Here is a 23,805-nt window from a genome sequence, read left to right on the forward strand (position 1 = left end):
TAAATGGTTGTTGTAGAAATATGTCAAGACTACATGTTATTTGCCGAACGCCTTTTCTATCCATACGTTCCTAAAAATGACTTTAGAAACAAAAAACGCCATCCCAGCGAACTGGAATGGCAGCAGTTAATACTATGAATAAATAACAATCCTTTTGGAAGGAGTCGCGAAAACAGAAGTACTTTATCTATTTAAAAAATAGTTGAACAAGCCATCATGTATGCCCTGTACCGCTTTTGTTTGAAAAGCAGACGAAGCTACTGTTTTTTCCTCATAAGGATTGGAAATAAAGCCAAGCTCCAGCAGTGCGGAAGGCCGCTTGTTTTCACGCAAGACATGGTAGTTTCCGTACTTCGTCCCTAAATTTTTCATTCTAGTTTGCTTAATGATTCCATTCTGGATTGAAGATGCAAGGGACTTTTCTCTGGAGGAATAGTAATAGTATGTTTCAATCCCAGTGCTTGTTTTTGAGAATGCGTTGTAATGAATACTCAAAAACGCATGTGCAAGATTCAGATTCGAAATGCTGACTCTCTTTGCAAGTGTAAGGTACGTATCTGTTGTTCGAGTATAAACGACTTTCGCACCTGATTTTTGCAGCTTTGGCCCGAGCTGAAGGACCGTTTTTAACGTTAGCATCTTTTCATAATAAATTGCTCCGACTGCTCCGCTATCGTATCCGCCATGGCCTGCATCAAGGACAATCACCTTACCCTTCAGGACTGTAGCAGGATCCCTTAAAAGTGTCGATACTATCCACCCTGTTGTCCCATTTGACTTCTTCACCTGGGTCCAGCCGTTTTTTACAGTAAGTTTATCATAATAGGTGCCAGGAGACTCAGAGGAAATGATGGCATATGATGTGCCAGGCCCTTTCCTCATTGTGGTAGCTGATTTTAAAACCAGCTTTGGGTATGCGGCTGTTTTTGATATATAGGAGGAAGATACCCAGCCGCTTAGTGATTTGGAAGGAACAGTGACTTTCAGCCAGCCGCCATCGGTTCCATGAACTGTTACTGCTGTACCACGGGGAATTGCGCCAAGGATGGTACCAGTGGCACTGGCCGTTTTACGAACATTCAGGCTGTCAGCAGTCACATAACCCGTCCAGGTTACCGGAGAAAGGTACTGAGATGATACCCACCCCTTTACGGTACCTGCTGTGATACTTGACCAGCCGTTTTTCTGTTGGAGCACTGTTACAATTTTGCCTGTTGTTAGCTTCCCTATAACTGCGTAGGTTGTTCCCGGGCCGGAACGAACATTGAGAGAGCTAGCCGTTACTTTAGCCTGAAAGGAATAGGCAGCTTCAGCTTTATTATGGTCCAGTGACAGAACGAATGAAAAAAGGACTAAGAGGCATACGACAGATTTTACCAGAGATGCAACCTTCACTCATTTCCCACCTTTTGTCTTTTCTTGTATGTTTTTGTAAGAACATACCCACTATAAACCAAAAGTGGAAGTAATAAGAGGGGAAAAAGACCTAAAATGCCCCTCCCTCAATTGCCAAATTTATGTAATAAATCAAAAGAAAGAGGAAGCCACCCTTTTTGATAGCTTCCTCTAATTCCTCTTAGATGTTCGACTATTGCTGAACCTCGGCTGCAAGTTGCTCTTGAATGTAGCCAACCCTTCCACCTATATCGATAATGTAATAGCCTGATTTAATTCCCGAGGTAAAGACTTCTTGTCCCTTGTTCATAATTCCGAGTGGAGCCCCGGATCCTGTGCGATTCAGGACAGTCGCATTTTGGGAAATCTTAATAACTGTTCCTCCCAGGGGCTTGGAGGTGAAATAAATCGATGATATTCCCGGAGACACCGCGGCAGTTACAAGCCGCCTTTCAATATAGCCTGTTCCTTTGCTATAGGAAATTACATACCATTCTCCCTGAATTGCCTTTACTTTAAAATTTGCTCCCTTCTGTAGAGTGCCAATTGCTTTATCCTTAGATGCCTTGAGGTATACCGTCACAGCTACTTTTGTCCTCATATAACCGGCAGCCTCTTTAGCCTTATGATGCTTATGAATGATAGATGCAATTCCCGCTATTACTTTTTGAGATTTTTCATAGGAGATATTCTTTGTCATAATTGCCAATACATATGGCGTTTTATCATAAACAACTGCTACATCGTTGTATATAAGCGAATTGGGAATCATCCCGACTTTGTGGGCAATCGGAACACCTGGTATTCCTTTTGGAATGGTCGTATTATATACAGTTTTCCTTAAATAACCGTCAAGCTCCTTTCCAAGAGGACTTGTTTTTGAAAAAGAGTATAGTTTTTTCGCGTATATAATAAGGTCCCTCGGCGATGTCATATTTTGTCCATTCGGGTACGCATACTGAGCACCGAGGCTTTTCATATAAGCTATAAAGTTACTCTTTCCAACACGCTCCCGAAGCATGACGAAAGCTATATTATCACTATGGACCATCGACTTCTTCACAAGATCCCTGATTGTATACTTTGTCCCGACCTTGTCATATTGGATTACTCCGCTGCCTCCATTATAGTGATGACTTTTATACGTGAGTTTTTGTTCCAAATCAAGCTTCCCTTTGGAAGCAAGCTCCATTACATAGATGGCAAGCGGAAGCTTAATCGTGCTTGCAGCCTTTCCAGCTGTGGTATTCCTTAATACATAGTAATCACCTGTTACCAAATCCTGATATTGAAGTGAAATGGTGCCTCCAGCTGTTTTAATGTAACGATTTAGTTCAGGAGCCAGTTTGTCCAAGAAGTTTTGTCTTGCTGTCAGATAGCCCGCAGCCGATGCATGACCGGGCATCAGGATTGACACCGCCAGGAGCATAACCACCAGGCATTTTACTATTCTCATTTTCCCCATCCTTTTATTTTTCTATCTTTATCTCTCTTTTTCTATCATTCTAACAAAAATATCCAATTGCTAGGAGTGGAATTATACCTATATTTATTTTACAAAAGAATGGTTGGTCCATAGAGTAATAGGGAATTAACAACTGAGGTATTTTAAGGTGTAACTACTACTTTCCTAAGTAAAAATAAAAATCTACTAAACACTAGAAAAAAATCTTCATGATAATTGGGCAGTTTTCGACAATGGAGGTAAAAAGCTTTGAAGTTGATTACGATTTTAATACCCGCATACAATGAAGAGGCTGTTATTGAACAATTTTTCAATAAGGTTACTTCAATCCTGGATTCTATTGATAACTATCAATTTGAATTGTTGTTTGTTAATGATGGGAGCAAGGATAAAACAATTGATATCATTAAAGGATTACAGCTTTATGACACGCGTATTTCGTACCTTGATTTATCCCGGAATTACGGGAAAGAAACTGCTATGGCTGCAGGATTTGACTTTGCCAAAGGAGATGCTGTTATCATCATGGATGCCGACCTCCAACATCCTCCAGAAGTGATTGAAGAAATGATTTACTACTGGGAGCAAGGCTATGACGATGTATATGCTAGAAGAGTCGAACGCGATGGAGAGCCATGGCTAAAAAGAGCTACTTCAAAAATTTATTATCGAATGCTTCAAAAGGTGACGAATATTCCCATCCTGCCTGATGTAGGAGATTTTCGCCTACTTGACCAAAAATGTGTAAACGCCTTAAAACAAATCAGGGAATCCCAACGGTATACAAAGGGAATGTATAGCTGGATTGGATTTAAGAAAAAAGAGATTCTTTATGAGGCTGCCCCTCGTGCAGGCGGCGAAACAAAATGGAATTATTTCAAACTATTAGAATTAGCCGTGGAAGGAATTACTTCATTTACGACATTCCCTTTACGAATATCCACTTTCTTAGGTTTTTTTATATCATTACTCTCTTTTATTTACCTTAGTTTTATTGTAATAAAAACTGTGCTTTTCGGCTCAGATGTTAGCGGATATCCGTCTACAATGGCTATTATATTGTTCCTTGGCGGTATCCAACTCTTATCGCTCGGAATTATCGGTGAATATTTAGGCCGGATATTTACCGAAACAAAGAATAGGCCTCTTTACTTTGTCCAGGAATATAACAATCAGAAAGAGATGCAATCAATCTATGAAAAACAGAGAACTATATAAAATCTTCATGTATTTGGTCATGGGTGTCTTGACTACCCTAGTAAACATCGTGATATATTGGCTAGCAGCGACTCCAATTGAGCTCGATTACCGCGTTGCAACAACAATTGCCTGGATTGCCTCAGTTCTGTTCGCGTACGTTACCAATAAGAGATATGTATTCCAAACCCACACCCCGACGATTCAGGCCTTAGTCAAAGAAATGGCCTCGTTCTTCGGGTTCCGGTTTTTGTCCTTTCTTATGGATTTAGGTGCAATGATCTTGCTAGTAAGCGTGGTTGGCATCAACGATACCTGGGCAAAGGTATTTGCAAATGGAATTGTATTAGTAGCTAATTATGTCTTTAGCAAAGTATTTATTTTTAAAGAGAAGTCGGAAGCTTGAGTACAGGGATAATTTGGATTTTTTTTGAACCAAATGATTGATGGAGGTTGCGATGAGTAGTATTGCCAGTAAATCAGGAAAGACGTTTTTTAGGGCTTTTATTTTGATTGTATTCAGCTTTTATTTTTATCTAGCCTATCAGACACCACTTACCCACGACGACTGGACATGGGGAAGCTCTGAAGGTTATAAAAGGTTTATGAACTGGTTCGAGGATTATAACGGGCGTTATATGGGGAATTTTTTCGAATTGTTTCTAACTAGGGTCTACTGGTTGAGATTTCTCATCATGGCAGTTTTTTCAACCCTTCTAGTTCTTCTTGCCGCAAGACAATACAAGGAGCAGTCGCGTTTTGCCTATATATTGAGCTTGTTTCTTTTTCTTTCTGTTCCGGTCAATGTCATGAGTCAAACCTATGCATGGGTCGCAGGCTTTTCAAACTATATCACTTCGATTGTTTTTATTCTTATCTATATAACGGCAATTAAGAATATTTTTGAGGATGAAGTCCCTACATATAATAAATGGCTAAATTATTTAGTCATACCCTTTGCAATAGCCAGTCAGCTTTTTATGGAAAACGCTACAATATATAGTATTATAATGGGCTTAATTATAATTGGTTACGTGTTCCTTAAGTTTAAAAAAGTCTATTTCCTTCATATCGGGTATGTTACTGGGGCTATTGTGGGCGCCATCATCATGTTTTCAAATGGAGCCTATTCGAAAATAGCAAGTGGCGATGACGATTACCGAAAAATAGGCACTCCGGAAGAAGAACTTGGCTTTTTTGAAAAGATTTGGGATGTGTTCAGTGAACAAATGTCTCCAATGCTTTTCACGTCCAATATTATGCTTAATATTATTCTTGCGGTTTTCTGCCTCATCCTTCTCTATAAGTCATCAACCAAAAGTATAATAGGGAAAATTATAAAACATATAGCCATCGCTCTGTTTGTGTTATATCCCTTATATAAAACATTTATTCTACCTGTTTATCAAATTTGGCCCTTCCAGGAAGGGACTAGGCAATTTGAGGCTATTTTTTCACTCCTGTTCTTTATTGCCATCCTCTTGACTGTTTCCATTGCCGTCAAGAACCAGAATGTTAAGCACAGGATTCTCTTTTATCTACTTTCAGCGTTATTGATTACCGCCCCATTGCTGTTCGTTCATCCGTTCGGACCAAGGAATTTCATTATGCCTTATACCTTTTTTACTATGGCGGCAATTGATTTGGGAATCTATATACACAAGGAAGAGAACTTTCGAATTTTCTCGTTAAACAAAGTATTTGGGATTTGTGCCTTTTTGATTAGCTTATCCCTAATCTACGTTTTTACCATGAACGGAATGGTTGACCGGGAACGAATGAGCTATATACACGAACAAATTGAAAAGGGGGAAAAGGTAATTACCTTAACGAGGCTGCCCCATGAGCGATATTTATGGGTTAGTACCCCAATTATTCCAAGTCTCCAATATGACTTCTTCAAAGAATTTCACGGAATTCCCGAAGATATTGAGTTCAAGGTCATTCCTTATGGAAAATGGAAAGAAATGAATGAATAGATTCAAGCCGGCAAATCGCCGGCTTATTTTTTTGAGAAGGAAATTCTCCTGCCTTTATTCTTAATGTGAGTAAATAGCAACTTATTTACCATTTTTTACGCTAGTAAAGTTGCTATAATAAATTGATAGATACATAGCAATTAATTACATGAGGGGGAAACTAGTTGCGCAAGGTAAAACTTTTCATTATTGCGGCTATCTTTATGTTTTCGGGGTTTATGTTCCCTGAAAACGGCAGGGCTGCAGGTATCATTGTCAACCCAAATCAGGTTTATTCCTTCGGGGATATGATCACGGATATGTATAAGCTGAAATCGGCTTACCCTGGACTTATTCAAGTAAAAGTCATCGGCAAATCCGAATACGGGCGGAACTTGTATGCCATTGGCCTCGGCAAAGGCAGCGCCAATGTGTTTGTTAACGGCTCCCATCATGCCCGTGAGTGGATGACGACAACATTGAATATGTATATGATCAACCACTATGCAGAGGCATACACAAAAAACACCTCCATTGGCGGCTATAACGCCAGGACTATTCTTAATCAAACAACTTTATGGTTTGTACCGATGATTAACCCGGATGGTGTAAAGCTGCAGCAGGAAGGCTTGAAGGCATTTCCTCAAAGCATGCATGCGTCATTGAAGAAAATGAATGAAGGAAGCACAAACTTCAAACGGTGGAAGGCAAATGCAAAAGGTGTGGACCTAAATAGACAGTACAACGCAGGCTGGAAGGCGTTAAAAGGCCCCACTGCTCCAAGATATAAAGATTTCAAAGGATACGCCCCACAAAGTGCAGCTGAGACAAAGGCAGTCATAAAATTCGTGAATGGAATTAATCCGGAAATGGCCGTCTCTTACCATAGCAGCGGAAAAATTCTATATTGGAAATACAGCCAGACAGGCAGCCAATATACGAGAGATCATACTTATGCGAAAAAAATCGGTTCCCTGACTGGCTACAGACTCGTCTACCCTCAAGGAATTCCGTCAGGCGGCGGTTTCACCGATTGGTTCACTAGTTATAAAAAGAGGCCTGGCTTTACTCCGGAAATTTCAAAGCCAGTCTACGAAACCAATCCTCCGTTAAGTGAATTTGCTGGTGCTTGGAGAGAAAACCAGGCAGTCGGGCTTTATGTGGCTCAGGAAAGCGCTAAATTATACAATGACAGGCTTTTCGCCCAGTTGAAGCCAAAATTTGTACAGCTCACAATTGACTCGAGAAAGCTAAGGCCATACTATTACTCAGAAGTGAAAACTGTTGCCGATTTGAAGATCACTAAGGCCCACACTGATTTTTATAATTCACTGAGTTCACAGAACAAATCACTCACTTCACAGGCGGCTAAGCTTCCATCCAGCTACCGGACAAAGCTTGCAACCTACCAAAAGGAAATCAACGCGCATATAACCAACTCCGGCAATTTTATCGCTGGTGTTAAAGCAGGCGACGCACTGTTGGCACAGCAAAAGGTTCTAAATGATAAGCTGACAGCCGGTGCTTTGGATACTGGAATCGCCGCAATGCATAAAAAGCTGATTGATTCAACAGGAGCAACATCCAGAGCCGTCACTAAAATGGCATGGGCATCCGTACGCTCCCTTGCGAATACAAAATACATTGTTCCTGCAACGATTACGAAAGACAATACACTGTATGAAATCAAACGTTATGGTTTAACCAGTGAAATTGAACAGTTGCTTCAACCAGAAAATCTCCCTGTCGTAAAAGAAAAGCTGGCTCAGCTTGACCAGTTGGAGATTGAAGCAGCCGCATACAAGAAAGCGATGAATGCAGAATATCCCGGCAAGTTTTACAGCTTCCCGGCAACCGAGTCCCTCCTGAAGTCAAAGAAGGATGCGATTATCGCTTGGATTGCCGAAACAGAAGCCTCTGCTGGACAAATAAACTCAGACGCGGATACAGAAACTCCGTAATAATTCAAACTAAAAAGAGGACATCCACCACTAGCGGCGGATGTCCCTTTTTCATTATTTACGAACCCATTTCTGATTTAAATCTTCATTAATAAGGTAAGCCTGAAGAATATACCTATCAGGTGCATCACCTATAAAATCAAATGGATAGCAGGTGGTTACTGTCAGCATTGCCCTAGGCTTCGGAACAATGACAGTCCTGTCATCGGCATCGACAATCCGCACCTTTTTCACCTTATACGTAAATGTTCCGGCTTCTGTCGTAACAACAAGCTTGTCACCTACGCCTACCTCGCCAAGTTTTCGGAACACAGTATCCCTATGCCCCGAGAGAACGGAGTTATCCTTTTCACCCGGAAGGACACTGCCCGCAAAATGGCCGACGCCTTTTTCAAGCTCATCCTCATCCGTTCCGTGAAAGATAGGCAGAGTTGCATCTAGCTTAGGAATATAAAGGCTCCCCATATTTTCCCCAATTTCAGGCCGCCTTAAGTACAGAGGCTGCTCCTTCGGCTCTTTTGGTTTCGGCTGAACCGTTTCTACCTGTACTACAGGTTTTTCATCGGCAGCAGCTTTAAACAAAAAATACCCCTTGGCAAGCTTATATACGTTCGTAGTTGAAAACCAAGCACCTGATACGATGACAACCATAGCCAGTGAAAGAAGAATCCACCGTTTCCGATGGACTCCCCTTTTCTTTCGCTCCTTGCGCATTTCCATTCCTATCTAGTCCTTACCTTGCGGAACAAGGCAACGCCGCCAAGCAGAATAACAAGGCCAAACAGTGCATTTTGTCCGTAATCAGAGGCTGTATTAGGAAGCTTTCCGCCTTTGACAGTTGCAGGTGTTGGCTTGGAAGGATTTTTCACTTCCTCAACAACTTTCTCGAGATCTTTCCCGGTATCAATAATTGTTCCTGAATCTACATCTTCACCAGTGATGATCATATCCGCAAGAAGGTCACCAGCTAAATTGTAAAGGGAGATTTTTAGCTTAGCATTTACAAGCTCGTCCATGCTAAACAGATCTTCCAATGAAAGTGGTGTTTCTTCTCCATTCGTAATTAAAGTATATTCTGCTTGAAGTTCAAACAGGTCAAGCAGTTCAGTGTAAATATCAAGGATTTCCGCAAATTGTTCTGCAGTCAGTTCAGTAACTGTAGTAAAATCAATATCTTCAAAAGCCATCATTCGTTCAGATAGAGCTTCAAGTCTTGCAAGTGTTTCCTCACTGTTAAACTTTTCTTCCAAAGAAAGAATATGTTCAACAACCCTGTCGATTTCTTCCTGAGTCAAATCAAACTCCGCAAGCATTGCTTCATACTCTGCAGCCATTTCTTCCTCGGAAGGGAATTCTCCTTCATCATAATTCACATAAAAATGGACTGTGCTATATAAATCATCGACAAAGATATAGTCATCAATCTTCTCATCGTATTCAGCTAGTAAAGCCTCAAGTCCCGCTTTATCCAATTCAAATTCCTCGTAAATTGGTGCCAGGTTGCTAAGGTCAGCCTTAATGATTTCTCCAAGATCTGATTTTAATTCGGCAACGGTTTCCCACTCATCAAGGGTACTGCCCCAAAATTCCTCAAGATAGGCTTCTAGTTTCTCTTTCGTAATATCAATTCCCCTTGTGCTGCTGATTTCTTCCAAATACAGAGCCAAATCCTCTTCAAACGTGTCCGCAGCTTCCGCCTTAGACGCCTGAGGGAAAAGGCCAACAACAAGGAATAAAGCCAATAAAAATACCCCAATTTTCTTCATGTGCTAACTCCCTTACCTGTAATATATTTGTAATACTTCTCTAGTATAGTAGGTTAGGAGTTTATTAACAATACTAACTTTATAAAGAACATATGGGAATTTTATGTAAAATTATTGGGAAAATTATCATAAATAAAACCTCCTGTCACGGCAAAAACAATTAATATCCTATTAAATACCTAATAACGACACTTTTTTTAGTTGGGAAAAAATCTGCCGTAATCTTACAAATACCAACAGTTTTTGAAAGATTACCATTCCCCCGCCTACTTTACGCAAAAAACGGACCGAATTCGGTCCGTTTTTCTCAAAGATTAATAGCTGGCCACTTTCACACTTCCAGGTTTACTTACATTGCCCGCCTTATCTTTCGCATAGACATACAGGGCCGTCCCAGAGCGTTGTTTAGCAATTTTAATAGAGTACTTGCCTGTACTGGATGCGTAGCCAGAGCCAAGAACAGTTGAACGCCGTTTCACCGTAACATGGGAATAAGCTTCGGCTTTTCCTGTAACAGCAGTCGAACGGTTAGTAACCTTATAAATGACTGGCACACCAGGAGCAGTCTTATCAATAACTGTTTTGGAAGTAGCTTTGCTTCTGTTGCCTGCTTTGTCAGTTGCTGTCACTGTCAGAACAGTTCCTGCCTTTTGGTAGCCAGGCAGGGATATTTTAAACTTCCCATAGGCATCTGTTACAGCAAGCCCTAGCTGTGTAGTACCTCGTTTAATTCTTACGGTCGATTTCGGTTCTGCTTTTCCAGTCACTGTCTTCTGGTTGTTTGCAACTGTGCTCACAGTTGGGACTCCTGGAGGGGTTTTATCCACTACTGCAGTTTTCGTAATGGCACTCACATTTCCCACTTTGTCAGTCGCTGTAACAGTAAGGATAGTCCCTGCCTTATGTGCCTTTGTTAATGAGACGATAAAACTCCCACTTCCATTGGCAACAGCGTACCCCAACTGGGTTGATCCTAGCTTAACCTTAATTGTTGACCCCGCTTCTGCCTTCCCGGTTACTCTTTTATCGTAATCTTTCACCTGGTTCACAACAGGCTTTGCAGGAGCAGTCTTATCGGTAACGGTTACTGAAGCAATCCCGCTTTCATTGTCTGCCGCATCTGAAGCGGTGACGGTTAGGACCGTCCCCGCTTTTTGAACAGGAATTTTCACACTATAAAGACCTGTAGTTGCTGCCGTTCCTTTTCCCAAGACAACTTTTCCCGCTTTTACTGTAATAGTGCTTGAGGGTTCTGCACTTCCAGACACTGTCCCATCATTATCATCCACCGGTTTAATAACCGGGGCTTCAGGTGCTGTCGTATCAGAAGACTCTGCCTTATCAACGATGGTATAGCTTACATTCGCGCCTTTATCAACAGGAATGGAAAAAGGCTGATCACTTAACAGGGTTTTATAGATGGCCCCTCCACCCTTAAGGCGGCTGCCATCCTTCCCCATGCCTGGATTTATCGCATCATAAGCCTCAATGCCCTTAAAGCCATACAGACCTTTATCCCTTTTTAACAGCAATGCTGTCCGGAAGCTGGTCATGAATTTCCCGAATGACATTCCCGGGTCAATATACTTTTTCACAATAGCCTCTACGGCCCGATAATCATCGTATTTGTTTGAGATGATTTCCTTATATACACCGTTTCCGATCCCAGCCTGAAGCATGAGATATTGCCCAAACAGATAGGATAACGAATAATTCGCGAGTACATCGCCATAGTCATCCCAATAAAGCAGGGAGTGACCATTTGGTATAGACTCGGATTTGTTATAATAATCAATCCTGTAATTCAGGGCGCGGCCTGAATACACTTGTTCTGCCGCCATTGCCAGGCTTTCATCCAGCCATGTATCCATTGGTAAGTATTTTCCTTCAATAAAGACCGTCCGATTGAAATTGACCATATGCTGAAATTCGTGCACAAGCGTCGTATAGGCCGATGTCACGTCCTTGACTGTTCCCTCTCCCATGGAAGGGTACGTATCAACATAAAAAATCTCGGACATATTCGATCTATTGTAAGCATCTCCCTCAAAAAGGTCTCCGCCATAAAAATAACCGCCAATATAACCGCCATTGCCATCAAAGCCATCCTGGATATCATAGACAAGGATGTTGATTTTTCCATCACCGTTTACATCCGACTCTTTTGCAAAATTGGCCGTCACTGTTTTGTACATAGTTGTATCAAACTCGGTGCCAAGTCTGGCAGCGTCTTCATTGGAAATTTGCCGGCCACTGACCCATACATTTGCTTTCGAGCCACTATATGCAAGACGTGCCGCGGTTCGGACATCAATTCCTTTTACAAAGTCATACGTCCAGAAATACTTCAAGTCACCCGTTCTATATGCACGAATTGAATAGTTCGGGAGCTTGTCCTCTTCTACTTTCTTATCCTTATACTTTTCAGCATCAAAAGGTTTTGTAGGGTTGAACTTAAATGGCTTCCCACTGACATTTTTATTTATTAAGGCCAGTTGTTTTGCGAGAGCTGTAGTCCCAGAAGGCTGGCTTATGTTCGGATTGGTAGATTCATTGCTTATTACAAGATATTTTTCCGGAACAGTAACCTCTTCCGCTTTAATTCCCTCATTATTTTGGTTAAGCTCCGAGCCATTGACTGCTGCTGGAAAAACAATCATACATGAAAGAACCGCGACACTGATTTTTTTAAAATAGCCCTGCATATGGCGCCTCCTGGTTTTAATCTAGCAGAAACTTGCTGATGCCTACTATTCTATCAGCAACAACCATTTTGTGGAATGTTACGTTTGGTTCATTTTCCCCATTTTTATTTCTAAACCAATCTTTTTTCTCAAATTTAAAGTCTTTTCTACAAATTCTCCAAAGTTTTTCAGATTGATATACTAATTGCTCCAGCTCCATGGTAAAATATTCTTATTAAAAAACTACTAGTGAGGTGGTCCAAACCCGATGAAAGGGAAAGTTGTTGCTGCATTCGCCACTGTTGCCATCCTATCCGCCGCCTATTCCGCCGAAGCCTCTGCCTCAAGTATCAAGTACACTGTAAAAAAGGGAGATACCCTATCAAAAATTGCCCTTACATATAAATTAAAGGTAAATGAGATTAAAACGGCAAATGGTTTAAAATCGGATCTTATTTTCATTAATCAAAAGCTGGTCATCCCGTCCGCCTCAAAAAAGGGAGCAGCAGCCCCTGCGGTTAAGAAACCAGCAGCAGTCAAGACTCCCGCAACCTATACGGTCGTTAAAGGAGACTCCCTAAGCAAAATTGCCAGCAACAAGAAGACTACGGTTGCAAACTTGAAGAAATGGAACAGCCTTAAATCCGACATGATTTATATCGGACAAAAGCTGATTGTATCTTCTCCAGTGACGGAAAAGCCAGCTGTTGCTCCGGCAAAACCAACACCTGCAAAGCCTAAACCGGTCCCGGCTCCAGCAGCACCAGCCAAACCGGAACCTGTAAAGCCGAAGCCAGAACCGCAAGTACCAGCTGCCGAAACTATATCTTACACGGTAAAAAGCGGTGATACGCTTGGTGCCATCAGCATTATTTATGGTACGACAGTTGCAGAAATCAAAACACTGAATAAATTAACTTCTGATTTGATCCGGGTCGGCCAGGTATTAAAGGTCCCAACGAAAAAAGTTGTACAGCCTGTAAAGCCTGCACAGCCCGAACCTGCCACTGGTGTATCCCAACTGATTATCGAAACTGCCAAGGAGTTGATTGGCACTCCATACGTCTGGGGCGGAACAACTCCGAAAGGCTTTGATTGCAGCGGCTTTATTTATTATGTATTTAAAGAATCAGGGCATGACTTACTCAGGCATTCATCACAAGGCTATTACGACCGCTCCTATTATGTGGACAAGCCTGAAGCTGGTGATCTAGTATTCTTTGAGAATACATATAAGAAAGGCATCTCTCATATGGGCATCTATATTGGGGATAATCAGTTTATTCATGCAGGCAATGACGGCGTAACGATTACAAGTCTGGACAATTCTTATTACAAAAAACATTTTGAGAGTTTTAAGCGATTTTACTAATGGTATAGAGCAAAATTATAGAGGCTGTCCCAAAAATATGTTGGGATAGCCTCTTGTTTAAGGTACCTATTCTTTATTCTACCTATTTTGGTCAAACACAATAATTCTAGCCAATTCTCCGGTCATACCTCGATAATAGGCGGACTCATAATGATGAGGTCCGAATGGACTTGGGTGTTTAATGTCACCTATATAGCCATATCTTTGCATATCCAACAGCTTTGCATTAGGAGCCTTTGTTAAAAAGTATTGATTCATTTTTTCCCAAAGGCTGTTGTAATTGATAAAGCTTTTTCTTGAAATAATCTTCTCTTCGATAAAATTCTTTACATTCCGATCCTTATCATAGTACCTGTCAATAAGGCCGCCAGTATTTAATACTAATCGCTTTTCCGGCAAGAACTCTTGAACCCTCTCCAAAAATTCATCACACGCCTGTTTCCATACACGAAAGTAATCAGGATCACGATAATCCATTTGCCTGGAAGTTTTAAGTACCTTGTTTTTATAATATCCTGTAGACCTAATGTATGGATTGATACCAAGGTAGGTTCCATCCTCAAATTTCCTAACTCCATGAATAACATCGACATAAAAGTCGATGATCAAATAATCCACATTTGCATCTTTTATGTCACTTAATATCGTCTTATCCATCTCGCGCTTGATTTCGCCCATTTTTTTAGGGGCTATGTTAGCAAGCTCAGATTCGTCATACTTTATGGGTTTACTTACCAGGCTGATAATTGAAGGCCAAAATTGGCTGAAACAGACATTGAATGCAAGTTTGTAATCGTTATTTTTATAGAATTTGTCCTGGCTGTTAAACTGGCTTCGTGAAAAACAGGAGCCAAGCACTCCGATCTTTACGCCATTTTCCTGTTTCCCACGAACAAAAATATTGAATACCTTTTCTCCTTCCAGATAAATATTATTTTTAGAAGTAGGAAAGCAGGTATATAATGGTTCTTTTAATCCAAGCTTATACTGAATGCCATCTTTAGACTGTAAAATGATACGGTAACGCTGTTCATAGTTCGCTTCAATTTCACCGAAAAGTTCATCCATATTGAGCTCGAAATACGTTTTCTCCCTCTCATCCTGCAAGAGTGGAATGGATTTAAACTGTATATAATTGTCCATTGGCGAAAGGAAATTCAACTTATTATATCTGCACACAATAGCCTGTCCTTCCATTTGTATAGAAAGGATAATTTCATATTTGCCTGGTTCAGCTTCTACTATATGGTCTATTTTACCTGTCGGATATTTCCGACTTATTTTTAATGCCATGTTACCTTTATTTGTTTTATACAATTCACCGTTGTAATTTCTATTACCAAAATCAATCGGAATTGGCAGTTTATCAGGAATTTCTACTCTTCCAAAGTTAGAAAACCTAATTCCATCTGACTCACCTTCAACAATAAAATCAAAAATAGTAATTTCGTCTTCCAGCATTAAATTACCCAATATGTCCTTCTTCAGAACGAAACCATTTTCTTTATGGGGAAGTGGTATATTAAGTGAATGAATCCCCGCATCTTTAAATACTCTTTTCCTGAGATGCACATTGATTTCAGAAAGGCTTGACTGGATTTCAAACGTTGTTTCATTATTTTGTGTAGAAAAACCTATTGTATTCGCAAACTTTTCCATTAAAATCTTAAACTGAAACTCACTTTTTTTATTGATTAATGTTGTAAAAGAAAGATTCTGAGAAAGTGTAACTATTTGACTACCACTAGAGACATAATCCTTATCTGCCTTAAGCGGCACAGACTTCTCCTCTGCAAGAACATACAGCCACACCAACTGGTCTCCTACAAAAGTCTCTCCTCTTTTCCTCACTATTTCTAGTAAAGGTATGTCTGCAATATGGACAAGCCCTTCGCTTTTCAACTCAACCGGATAATAGTATTCATATGCTTGGGCTCCGATGAACCTTTCCATATCCTTGAACCTTAATTCAAGTTTCAAGTTTTCAAACTCTATTTCACTTTTAAAGCTCAATGAAATCCTATTTTCTTCAAATCTATAATTCAAAACCGAAAACAATTCTCTACACCTCAATTTCTTTGCAAAAATAAACACTTACATAAATCTGCAAGTGTTTATTTGGACAATTCTATTCCGTTCCTTTAATTAAATGATTCACGACTCTTTCACTAGCCTTGCCATCCTGGTAATCAAAGAAATAATCACGGAATAGCTTAATTTTCTCTTTTTGAAAATCATTCTTAATAATTTTCGCAACCATCTGGTCGGTATTTTTTACAAGGCTACCCGGGATGAAGCTTTGATATTCAAAATAAAAACCACGCTTGCTGATATAGTTCTCAACATCATACGCATAGAAAAGCATGGGTTTGTCGAGCAGTGAAAATTCAAAACAGATGGATGAATAGTCGGTAATAAGTAAATCCGTAATCAGCAACAAATCATTAACTTCCCTGTAGCTCGTAAAATCATAGAAGAAGTCAGCGTATTTGTAAGGAATCGTCACCTTATTAAGGACAATGAAATGAAGTTTGAAAAGAAAAACATATTCATCCTTAAGGTTTTTATAAAGTTTTTCAAAATCAAGATTTTCAAAAGGATAATGGGCCTCTTTTCTGCCCTTGCCCCTGAACGTAGGAGCGAACAAAATAACCTTCTTGCCCTTTAGAAATGGGTAGGCTTCATAAAGCTCTTTCCTTTTTAATTCCTTGTATTCCTCGTCAAAAAAAATGTCCGTTCTCGGTATTCCCAAAGGGATAATTTTTTCTTCTTCTATATCAAATCCTTCTGCATATTGAGGAGTGATATTTTTTGAACTAACTATCGCTTTCGTATAATTCCTGTGATCCTTGGACGTGATTTTAGGACCGCCTGGCTGTCCCATTCGGCTGTATCCGAATTTTTTAAATGCACCGGCGCCGTGCCAAAGCTGAATCAGATCCGTATTTTTCCTAATTCTCAACTGTGAAAACATCGGATAGTTTTCTTCTAATAAAGTTGCTTTTGATGTAGCAGCGTCATATGCAAGCCTAATAATCTCTAAAATCGACTTCTTTACAAAGCTATTTTCTTTGAACATGAATCTATATTCATAGCCTAGGTTTTGTTTTTTCATTTCATCGTAAACAAACTTAAGGTTGCCTCCTACTTCATCCCTGCTGTCTGAAGCAAATAAAACTTTCCTCTTATTCACGGGAAATAAGTGGAAGAGGTAATAAAAAAACATGAATCCTTTTGTTCGCATAAGCCTATAAAAGGCATTCGGCTTTTCGGTTTTATTTTTAATATCTCCATAAAGCTCACTAGGATTAATCGATTTAACTTTATGTGATTCGATTTGCAAACTTTTCGTATTCAAATCATATCTTGCCATTACATTATAGAGCAGCTGAGAATTGGCAGAGTAGTGTTCCATTTTCGAAGTATAGAAGCCATCTTTTAAGTACCTGCGGATATCACCAAGGGGCACTCTTTTAACTAATTTATCGTTCTTTTGAAAAATGACAATTTCCAGCAGGGCTACATAATTGCCTTCCTTCAAAGGCATATTATTCTCAACATTCGAAAGATCAATCGTACCCTTATATCCAGCCCACCTGTACTGGGGGTCGATTGCCTCTTTTAAAGATAAAACATTATCAACTGTGATATCTTCCAAAATGAACTTCCAATACTTTTTTTGTTTACTATCAAATAAAACAAGCCTCTTTTTTACGTCGAAACATTTTAATATAGGGATATCATTAATATAACAATAGCCCTCAAGGGTTAGGGTAGGGCCATTAAATCTTAAGTCTAGTACATTATGCTCAACACTGTACCAATCCTTGTCATCTTGTCTATCTTTCTCTTTCATAAGAAGGTCTATATAATCTCTGGTATTCTTTTTCTCAGTTGTTACAGTTTTCATTTTGCATCCTCCACAAAATGCTATAAGCACTTATGATTATTTAAAGAACGTGGAATTCATCAAAAGTCGTAGTTTATTTACAATAAATTTACATTCTACATTATTATAAATGTTGTATTTTTATTTTAAAATAAACTTTTGGTAAAATAATGAAATTATCCTCATAATATTAATCTTCAAATTTCTACATTTTTCTACAAAATTTGCAGTAAAATAGCAGGCTTTCATCGCGAAGGCCCACTAACCTGTTTATCTCACCTTATAAAAATTTTGAGTATAATACGGTGTGTAACTCCCCGACTTAAACGCAACACCAGTCCCAAGATGGGTGTAGTTCTTATTCAGGATATTATTTCGGTGCCCAATTGAATTCATTAATGATTCATGGGCAAAAATACTGCTGGGTTGTCCATAAGCAATGTTCTCGCCCGCAGTCCAATAGCTGATACCTGCCGCTTTCATTCTATCAAAAGGGGTTTTTCCTTTAAGATTGGTGTGGCTAAAGAACTTGTTAGTAACCATATCCTGGCTATGCAGCCTCGACGAGGTTCTTGCCTTTTCACTCCAGGCAAGGGCTTTTAGGCCGCTTTTAACACGATCGGCATTAGCAAGGTCGAAAAGCTGCAGCTCGAAACCGGAGCGCAATGAAGTAGACGAAACTCCATATCTGGCCGCCTTCCTCTTTTCCATCGTACTAGACACCACTTGAATGCCTGTAACTTTTCCATCGTTATAGGAGTCAAAGAATATGGTGATGTATGCACCGTTTTTATAAAATGTCTGCATTTTGGAGTCATTTGTGACCAGATAGTTTGTGTTTCCTTTGAGTATACCTTTAATTGGCGTACCGAGTGCTTTCTTCACTTGGGTAAGGGTCGAACCTACACGGATGCCGAAGATGGCATAATCTGTATCCATTGTATAGATTCCGGTTACCTTATCGTTCAGGTAACTAACCATGTAGTAGTCTTTATTTGAATTATGATGTGTGTACCAATTCAATTTATATTCATTTGCTGAAACCCTTTTTTCTTTTCCAAGCTTTGTTGTTACAGCAGCTTTTGTTTCGCCTAATTTAATCGTCGCAGTTGCAGCATGGCTTTCAGTTGGGTCTATAAGGAACACTGCTCCGGTTAGCAAAGCAGCAAACATAAGCATCGAAAGTAATTTCTTTTTCAAGCTGATACCTCCAAATGTAAGATTTTTGAATGACTCTCACATTCTAGTTATTACTTTGTTAACATGCTAGAGTCTTTTGTCCTCTATCCCAGGGAAAAAGGCCTATTTTTCATAAATATTTCACTATTTTTTCCTTTTTGTAAGGGAAAACGACAAAAATGCAGGCGTGAAATTAGAAGTTCAATATATATAGAATCAAGCAGCGGGAGAGCCCTTCAAGGATGTCGTATAGTGTTTATTTTAGCCGCGCAGCTAAAAACTAAATTTATAGCGAAAATCGATATACAAATATTTACAAAGCATACAAAAAGTCATTATAGTTAAATTAGAAAATTGTAACTATTTATCTATTCGTTGCAAACCACTTCTGTTATCCTTAAATGAATAGATAAGTAGAATAATTTTAGCCGGAGGAGTATCATGAACAGTCAAATGTATGATTTAGGCTGTAAAATTAAACAACTCAGCGGTGAACTCGCTGAGTATTTGGATACGCCAGGTACCGGCAGCAAATATAATGTCCTGTACCACCACCTGGACGATTCCCACTATATGCAAAAATACCTTTTCTATCTTCTTGGCGAGTATCTCTCAACACATAATCCTTCCATTAAAAATGATTTACTTTCATTCGCAAATCTCCTTGGCCAGCGATCTGTCGGTATTGCGGGATCCCTGGATTCTTGTATCGGCCTTGTTTACAGAACCCGATCTGCCATTATTACCTTAATGGAAACGGAAATAAAGGAAAACAAGCTTTCAGGGGAATATTTTATCGAATCAATTAAACTTCTGGATCCACTTCTAAATGCAGTCCTAAGCTCTGTCATAAACCATTACAACGATATCCTCTTCGCGACAAAATACGCCCTTGATGAGTCAACAGAGGACCTGCGGATGACTCTGAAAGAGTTGGCTGAACTTAAGAAGGCTCTTAACGAAGCAACAATTTTCGCTGTCATGGATGAAAATGATGCATACATTTACGTTAACGAAAAATTTTGTGAGGTATCTAAATTTTCCAAGGACGAATTAATTGGGAAAACCCCCTATATTCTTAATTCCGGCTATCACCCTAAAGGCTATTTCGACAACGTCTGGAATGATTTAAGTGCGGGAAAGGTCTGGAACGGAGAGATTTTGAACAAAGCGAAAGACGGAACAACCTATTGGACAGATACCACAATCATTCCCTTCATTGATAAAGCAGGCAGGAAATATAAGCATATCTCCATCCAATACGATATAACAGAGAAGAAACGGACCGAGGAAACGCTTCTAAAAGCAGAAAAGCTGTCGATGGTAGGCGAACTCGCAGCTGGCTTTGCCCACGAAATCCGCAATCCATTAACGACCATTAAAGGCTTTGTCCAATTGTTAACAGAAACAACAAAGGAGACGGTCTTTACTAAAACAATCTTGGATGAAATCGACAGGATCAACTCGATTGTTAGTGATTTCATGATTTTTGCAAGGCCTCATGTGACTGATTTTACTCAGTGCAATCTGACCGAGATCCTGAAAAACGTTGCAAAATTCATTGAGCCGGAAGCGCTGCTGCGAAATGTCCTTCTCATTACTGATTTCCCTGACGAACCAGTGATCATTTCCGGGGAGAAAAATCAGCTAAAGCAAGTGTTTCTCAATATAATGAAAAATGCTATTGAGGCAATCCCATCAGGCGGTTTCGTATATATATCGATGAACATCCAGCCATCGGAAGTATCGGTAACCATAAAAGATACAGGGGTCGGCATGACGGAAGAACAATTGAGGAAGCTGGGGGAACCCTTTTTCACGACAAAATCAACCGGAAATGGCCTGGGACTGATGGTGACCTATAAAATCATTCAGGATCATAAAGGGAGAATTGATGTTAAAAGTGATGGCCCTCATACCGGGGCCACCTTCAAACTTACCTTTCCGCGCATACAATAAAAGGCCAGGTTTTTGGAGACAAAAGCCTTGGTCTTTTTATTTTCCATTTAAACAATCCAACTTCATATTTTTACTCAAAATTATTTCGGCAAATTCTCCATTACTTTATCCCAATTCGCTATCTTCTTCTCCTGAGAGGACCCATTCTTTGTCCATATAAGGCTTCCCTTGTCCGATTCCCTCTGTTTTTGAGGAACGGTTCTTTGTTTATTCCGGCTAAAAAGACGGTAAACAACTAGCAAAGGAAGAGATGAATCTCTGGTTCCTTCATCCTTCTTACACCATAAAGAAACAATACATTCTATATGAAGGAGTGGGCGAGAATGAAAATAAAAGCAGGCAGCTGGAAGAGATTAGCCGCTTGGGAAAAGCAATTCATCCTGAAGGCCATCAGCCATCGTTCGAGAATTAAAAACGGGTAGGCTGCGCCTTTTTCGCAGCCCTTTGCTCCCGTCTTGCGGACCAAGCCGACACTATTCGGCAATTCCCCATGCATTTCTTCACAATTCAGCTAATTCTACTCATGAATCCATAGTTTCACCCGCATTATACAGGTAGGAAAGTCAGTATTTGTTGAACGGTTTATATTCAAATTCGCCTTTCGCAGCGCTATAGTTATACATAGAAAGACAATACACAGCAAACGGCCATAATCATACTTTTTCATGTCAATAAAGAAATACGGGGAGGGAACTTTGGTGAAAATTCAAGTCAAAAACTGGAGAATGCTTACCGCTGAAGAAAAGCAATTTTTATTAAAGGTACTCAGCAACCGTTTTAAACGATAATTAGCTTCGATCCAAACAAAACTACAATATAATAAACTTACTAAATTACCAGGCAGGTGGTCTTCTGTATTTCAATCAGCGAGATACTTAAAAGCACCGCTTCTATTATGAAGACAACGGCAGCTGTCAATGCTGCCTTTTTAATTTTTATAAAAATAGGAATTGTTATAAAAGTAAAAGGTATTTATTTTGCGGGATTCAAGGACAATACTATATTATAAGTATAGGAACTATTTGGGAGGAGCTTAGCAAGTGAAGGATGAATTGCAGTATATAGGCAATAAAATTATGGCGAATGACCGTGTAATAGCTAAAAACGTCATCATAAATATTGATAAAAATGATACATTTGAGCTTCCTGCTACCTTGCTTCCCGGTGAAAAACAACTGGAATTTTACTCAGAACTTGTCCATCTGCTTGGTGAGGCGCTTTTGAATACTGCTCCTATATACGACAAGGTTGAGGAATGGAGCAAGAAAGCAGCAGGTTACGCCATCCTGTATTCCATTTCCCTAACAGACTCCCTTCGGAGCGTAGCATTTTTCCGGACTGTGATTTGGGACGTTTTTACCGACGAACTTGAGAAAAAGAAATTTGCAGCAATTACGATGCTCGATGTCTCCAAAATACTCGACCCTTTATTAGACCGCGTCTGCAGTGTCATAGGCGAGGAATTTGAGGTCCATACAAATAGGCTTATGAATGTTGCCTATACTGCTCTTGAGGAGCTGTCTGTACCGGTCGTTCCGATTGTCGAGGGTATAGCCGTTGTGCCCCTTGTCGGCTCAATTGACACCCGCCGCGCAAGGCTGATCATGGATGTCTCCTTAACTGAGAGCGCCAAACTGAATGTCCGCCAGATAATATTTGATGTTTCTGGTGTACCTATCATCGATACAATGGTAGCCGACCAGCTATTCCAGATTTTCAATGCCCTAAGGCTTACAGGAGTTCAGGCAATTGTGACCGGTATTAGGCCTGAGATCTCGCAAACCATCGTCAGTCTCGGATTGGATTTCACCGGTATTAAAACAAGAGCCAGCATGCAGCAGGCACTAAAGGAGCTCGGCATACATAAAAAATAAACAAAACGCCTGTAGAGTAATGCAGGCGTTTTGTTCTATTCCTTTAGTAACTTATAAGCTTTCCTTATTGCTTTATACTTTTTCAGTTTCCGTTTTGCAAACTTGAAGACAGTCTCCGTTTCAAATCGGTTTAGCTTCTTTTTGGCTTTTGTAAGCTCTGACTTTGTTTTTTCCAATTGTTCTGTCAAGGATGCATATTCTTGTTCCTTAGAATCGGGCTGTCCAATTGTCCGTTCCTCGTCAAGTTCAAGGAGGTTTTTCACAATTTTTCCTGGCAGTCCCTGCTCCCCAACCTTGTCGAAGAGGACAATCTTATTGAGTCTATCAAGAAACTCCGGGTAATAATCCATCGTGTAATGAACATAAAATGGACCCCATGGGTGCTCTGTAAAGCTGGCCAGGTCGCGATGCCTCAAATCAATTGCATGAACACCGTACTTTTCAACTATATAGTTATCAAGCTCATCCCAAAGTTCATTCATGCGCTTGACGTCCATATTCATTACCTTGCCTGAGGTGCTCAAAGGTTTTCTCTCACAATCCGTGATATATGTTTCGGCGTTTCTGGCCTTATGTACAATAATTCCGCAATTTGGAACTTCACTTTTCATAAAAGCAAAAAATCGATCTGCATGCTCCTTCCAAAGCTTCAGATAGCGTTCAGTATCCTTTTCGATCTTAAGCTCTATCATCTTGTCTGTTTCCTTCAAGTCCTTATAATAGCTTGTCTTCCATAGCATCCAGCGATTATTTGTAATGTAACGTCCATCCTCAAGCTCAAGGACCCCGAAGTGTATATCGCCGAAAAAGTCGAGAATACAATAGTCTGGCTGAAGTTCCTTCATTTGTTCAAGGAACTCTTTATTTAAGTCTGACCGTACATTCCATGCTTCGTATTTGCCCATTCCTTCTACATATTCTTCCTTAAACATAGTGGGTTTGGACATCAAGCTTATTAGAGATGTCTGATTTTGGGTAAGCACACAGTCATAGACATCTTTATAATTTGGGTTGAACTTTGAATTGAAATTGTCCCTAGTCACGCAGCTTCCCATGACAGCAACCTTCACTATTGGCTGGTTCATTTGCAGGCTCCTTCACTTCGA

At 40.0% G+C, this 23,805-nt stretch carries 17 protein-coding genes; 7 read left to right on the forward strand and 10 right to left on the reverse strand.

Annotated features, from left to right (window positions below; translation table 11 throughout):
* Nucleotides 1-183: 183 nt before the first annotated feature.
* The gene (locus tag TY16_RS01795) at nucleotides 184-1,395 is read right to left on the reverse strand and encodes an N-acetylmuramoyl-L-alanine amidase (protein WP_043929981.1); all 1,212 of its coding nucleotides are present in this window, start codon (nucleotides 1,393-1,395) and stop codon (nucleotides 184-186) included.
* 193 nt (nucleotides 1,396-1,588) lie between these two features.
* Entirely contained in the window at nucleotides 1,589-2,851 is a 1,263-nt protein-coding gene (locus TY16_RS25040; protein ID WP_052342561.1) for a serine hydrolase, read from the reverse strand.
* Between the two features lie 258 nt (nucleotides 2,852-3,109).
* On the opposite strand from TY16_RS25040, the gene TY16_RS01805 reads away from it, so the two are divergent.
* The 4 genes from TY16_RS01805 (at nucleotide 3,110) to TY16_RS25520 (ending at nucleotide 7,976) form a co-directional block, all read left to right on the forward strand.
* Complete coding sequence (locus TY16_RS01805; protein WP_043929983.1) at nucleotides 3,110-4,078, forward strand: glycosyltransferase family 2 protein; 969 nt, start codon at nucleotides 3,110-3,112, stop codon at nucleotides 4,076-4,078.
* Nucleotides 4,056-4,463 carry a GtrA family protein gene (locus TY16_RS01810; protein ID WP_043929984.1) on the forward strand — a complete coding sequence of 136 codons (408 nt, stop codon included), beginning with the start codon at nucleotides 4,056-4,058 and terminating at the stop codon, nucleotides 4,461-4,463. Before TY16_RS01805 ends, TY16_RS01810 begins: the two co-directional genes overlap by 23 nt.
* A gap of 52 nt (nucleotides 4,464-4,515) precedes the next feature.
* On the forward strand, nucleotides 4,516-6,036 hold the full coding sequence (locus TY16_RS01815) for a DUF6056 family protein (RefSeq protein ID WP_043929988.1): 1,521 nt from the start codon (nucleotides 4,516-4,518) through the stop codon (nucleotides 6,034-6,036).
* Between the two features lie 164 nt (nucleotides 6,037-6,200).
* Complete coding sequence (locus tag TY16_RS25520; protein ID WP_197028347.1) at nucleotides 6,201-7,976, forward strand: M14 family zinc carboxypeptidase; 1,776 nt, start codon at nucleotides 6,201-6,203, stop codon at nucleotides 7,974-7,976.
* 54 nt (nucleotides 7,977-8,030) lie between these two features.
* On the opposite strand, the gene TY16_RS01825 is transcribed toward TY16_RS25520, so the two are convergent.
* From TY16_RS01825 to TY16_RS01840, 4 genes are all read right to left on the reverse strand, one after another.
* Nucleotides 8,031-8,696: a class D sortase gene (locus TY16_RS01825; RefSeq protein WP_043929989.1), complete on the reverse strand. Its 666-nt coding sequence runs from the start codon at nucleotides 8,694-8,696 to the stop codon at nucleotides 8,031-8,033.
* A gap of 2 nt (nucleotides 8,697-8,698) precedes the next feature.
* Complete coding sequence (locus TY16_RS01830; RefSeq protein WP_043929990.1) at nucleotides 8,699-9,742, reverse strand: processed acidic surface protein; 1,044 nt, start codon at nucleotides 9,740-9,742, stop codon at nucleotides 8,699-8,701.
* 314 nt (nucleotides 9,743-10,056) lie between these two features.
* Nucleotides 10,057-12,447: an Ig-like domain-containing protein gene (locus tag TY16_RS25045; protein ID WP_052342562.1), complete on the reverse strand. Its 2,391-nt coding sequence runs from the start codon at nucleotides 12,445-12,447 to the stop codon at nucleotides 10,057-10,059.
* A gap of 16 nt (nucleotides 12,448-12,463) precedes the next feature.
* Nucleotides 12,464-12,646 carry a hypothetical protein gene (locus TY16_RS01840; protein WP_043929991.1) on the reverse strand — a complete coding sequence of 61 codons (183 nt, stop codon included), beginning with the start codon at nucleotides 12,644-12,646 and terminating at the stop codon, nucleotides 12,464-12,466.
* Between the two features lie 48 nt (nucleotides 12,647-12,694).
* Here TY16_RS01840 and TY16_RS01845 point away from each other — a divergent pair, with 48 nt between their 5' ends.
* On the forward strand, nucleotides 12,695-13,798 hold the full coding sequence (locus TY16_RS01845; RefSeq protein WP_043929992.1) for a C40 family peptidase: 1,104 nt from the start codon (nucleotides 12,695-12,697) through the stop codon (nucleotides 13,796-13,798).
* A 78-nt stretch (nucleotides 13,799-13,876) separates the two neighbouring features.
* Here TY16_RS01845 and TY16_RS01850 read toward each other — a convergent pair whose 3' ends face one another.
* From TY16_RS01850 to TY16_RS01860, 3 genes are all read right to left on the reverse strand, one after another.
* Nucleotides 13,877-15,778, reverse strand: a complete 1,902-nt coding sequence (locus TY16_RS01850) for a DUF6270 domain-containing protein (protein ID WP_155922116.1) — start codon at nucleotides 15,776-15,778, stop codon at nucleotides 13,877-13,879.
* Nucleotides 15,779-15,926: 148 nt separating this feature from the next.
* Complete coding sequence (locus tag TY16_RS01855; protein ID WP_043929994.1) at nucleotides 15,927-17,708, reverse strand: CDP-glycerol glycerophosphotransferase family protein; 1,782 nt, start codon at nucleotides 17,706-17,708, stop codon at nucleotides 15,927-15,929.
* 249 nt (nucleotides 17,709-17,957) lie between these two features.
* Nucleotides 17,958-18,887: a CAP-associated domain-containing protein gene (locus TY16_RS01860; RefSeq protein WP_052342563.1), complete on the reverse strand. Its 930-nt coding sequence runs from the start codon at nucleotides 18,885-18,887 to the stop codon at nucleotides 17,958-17,960.
* A 420-nt stretch (nucleotides 18,888-19,307) separates the two neighbouring features.
* Between TY16_RS01860 and TY16_RS01865 the strand changes: the two genes are divergently transcribed.
* The gene (locus tag TY16_RS01865; protein WP_043929995.1) at nucleotides 19,308-20,825 is read left to right on the forward strand and encodes an ATP-binding protein; all 1,518 of its coding nucleotides are present in this window, start codon (nucleotides 19,308-19,310) and stop codon (nucleotides 20,823-20,825) included.
* Nucleotides 20,826-21,865: 1,040 nt separating this feature from the next.
* Entirely contained in the window at nucleotides 21,866-22,699 is an 834-nt protein-coding gene (locus TY16_RS01870) for an STAS domain-containing protein (protein ID WP_043929997.1), read from the forward strand.
* Nucleotides 22,700-22,734: 35 nt separating this feature from the next.
* Here TY16_RS01870 and TY16_RS01875 read toward each other — a convergent pair whose 3' ends face one another.
* Nucleotides 22,735-23,784 (reverse strand): DUF6270 domain-containing protein, encoded by a 1,050-nt coding sequence (locus TY16_RS01875; protein WP_052342564.1) that lies wholly within the window; start codon nucleotides 23,782-23,784, stop codon nucleotides 22,735-22,737.
* Nucleotides 23,785-23,805 lie beyond the last annotated feature (21 nt).

It is taken from the genome of Bacillus sp. EB01 (genome assembly GCF_000613125.1).
GTDB lineage: Bacteria > Bacillota > Bacilli > Bacillales > Cytobacillaceae > Bacillus_D.

Coding starts and splice junctions, on each gene's coding strand:
- TY16_RS25040 (WP_052342561.1), bottom strand. CDS start 2,851: ATGAGAATAGTAAAATGCCTGGTGGTTATGCTCCTGGCGGTGTCAATC.
- TY16_RS01810 (WP_043929984.1), top strand. CDS start 4,056: ATGAAAAACAGAGAACTATATAAAATCTTCATGTATTTGGTCATGGGT.
- TY16_RS01815 (WP_043929988.1), top strand. CDS start 4,516: ATGAGTAGTATTGCCAGTAAATCAGGAAAGACGTTTTTTAGGGCTTTT.
- TY16_RS01825 (WP_043929989.1), bottom strand. CDS start 8,696: ATGGAAATGCGCAAGGAGCGAAAGAAAAGGGGAGTCCATCGGAAACGG.
- TY16_RS01830 (WP_043929990.1), bottom strand. CDS start 9,742: ATGAAGAAAATTGGGGTATTTTTATTGGCTTTATTCCTTGTTGTTGGC.
- TY16_RS25045 (WP_052342562.1), bottom strand. CDS start 12,447: ATGCAGGGCTATTTTAAAAAAATCAGTGTCGCGGTTCTTTCATGTATG.
- TY16_RS01840 (WP_043929991.1), bottom strand. CDS start 12,646: ATGGAGCTGGAGCAATTAGTATATCAATCTGAAAAACTTTGGAGAATT.
- TY16_RS01845 (WP_043929992.1), top strand. CDS start 12,695: ATGAAAGGGAAAGTTGTTGCTGCATTCGCCACTGTTGCCATCCTATCC.
- TY16_RS01855 (WP_043929994.1), bottom strand. CDS start 17,708: ATGAAAACTGTAACAACTGAGAAAAAGAATACCAGAGATTATATAGAC.
- TY16_RS01865 (WP_043929995.1), top strand. CDS start 19,308: ATGAACAGTCAAATGTATGATTTAGGCTGTAAAATTAAACAACTCAGC.
- TY16_RS01875 (WP_052342564.1), bottom strand. CDS start 23,784: ATGAACCAGCCAATAGTGAAGGTTGCTGTCATGGGAAGCTGCGTGACT.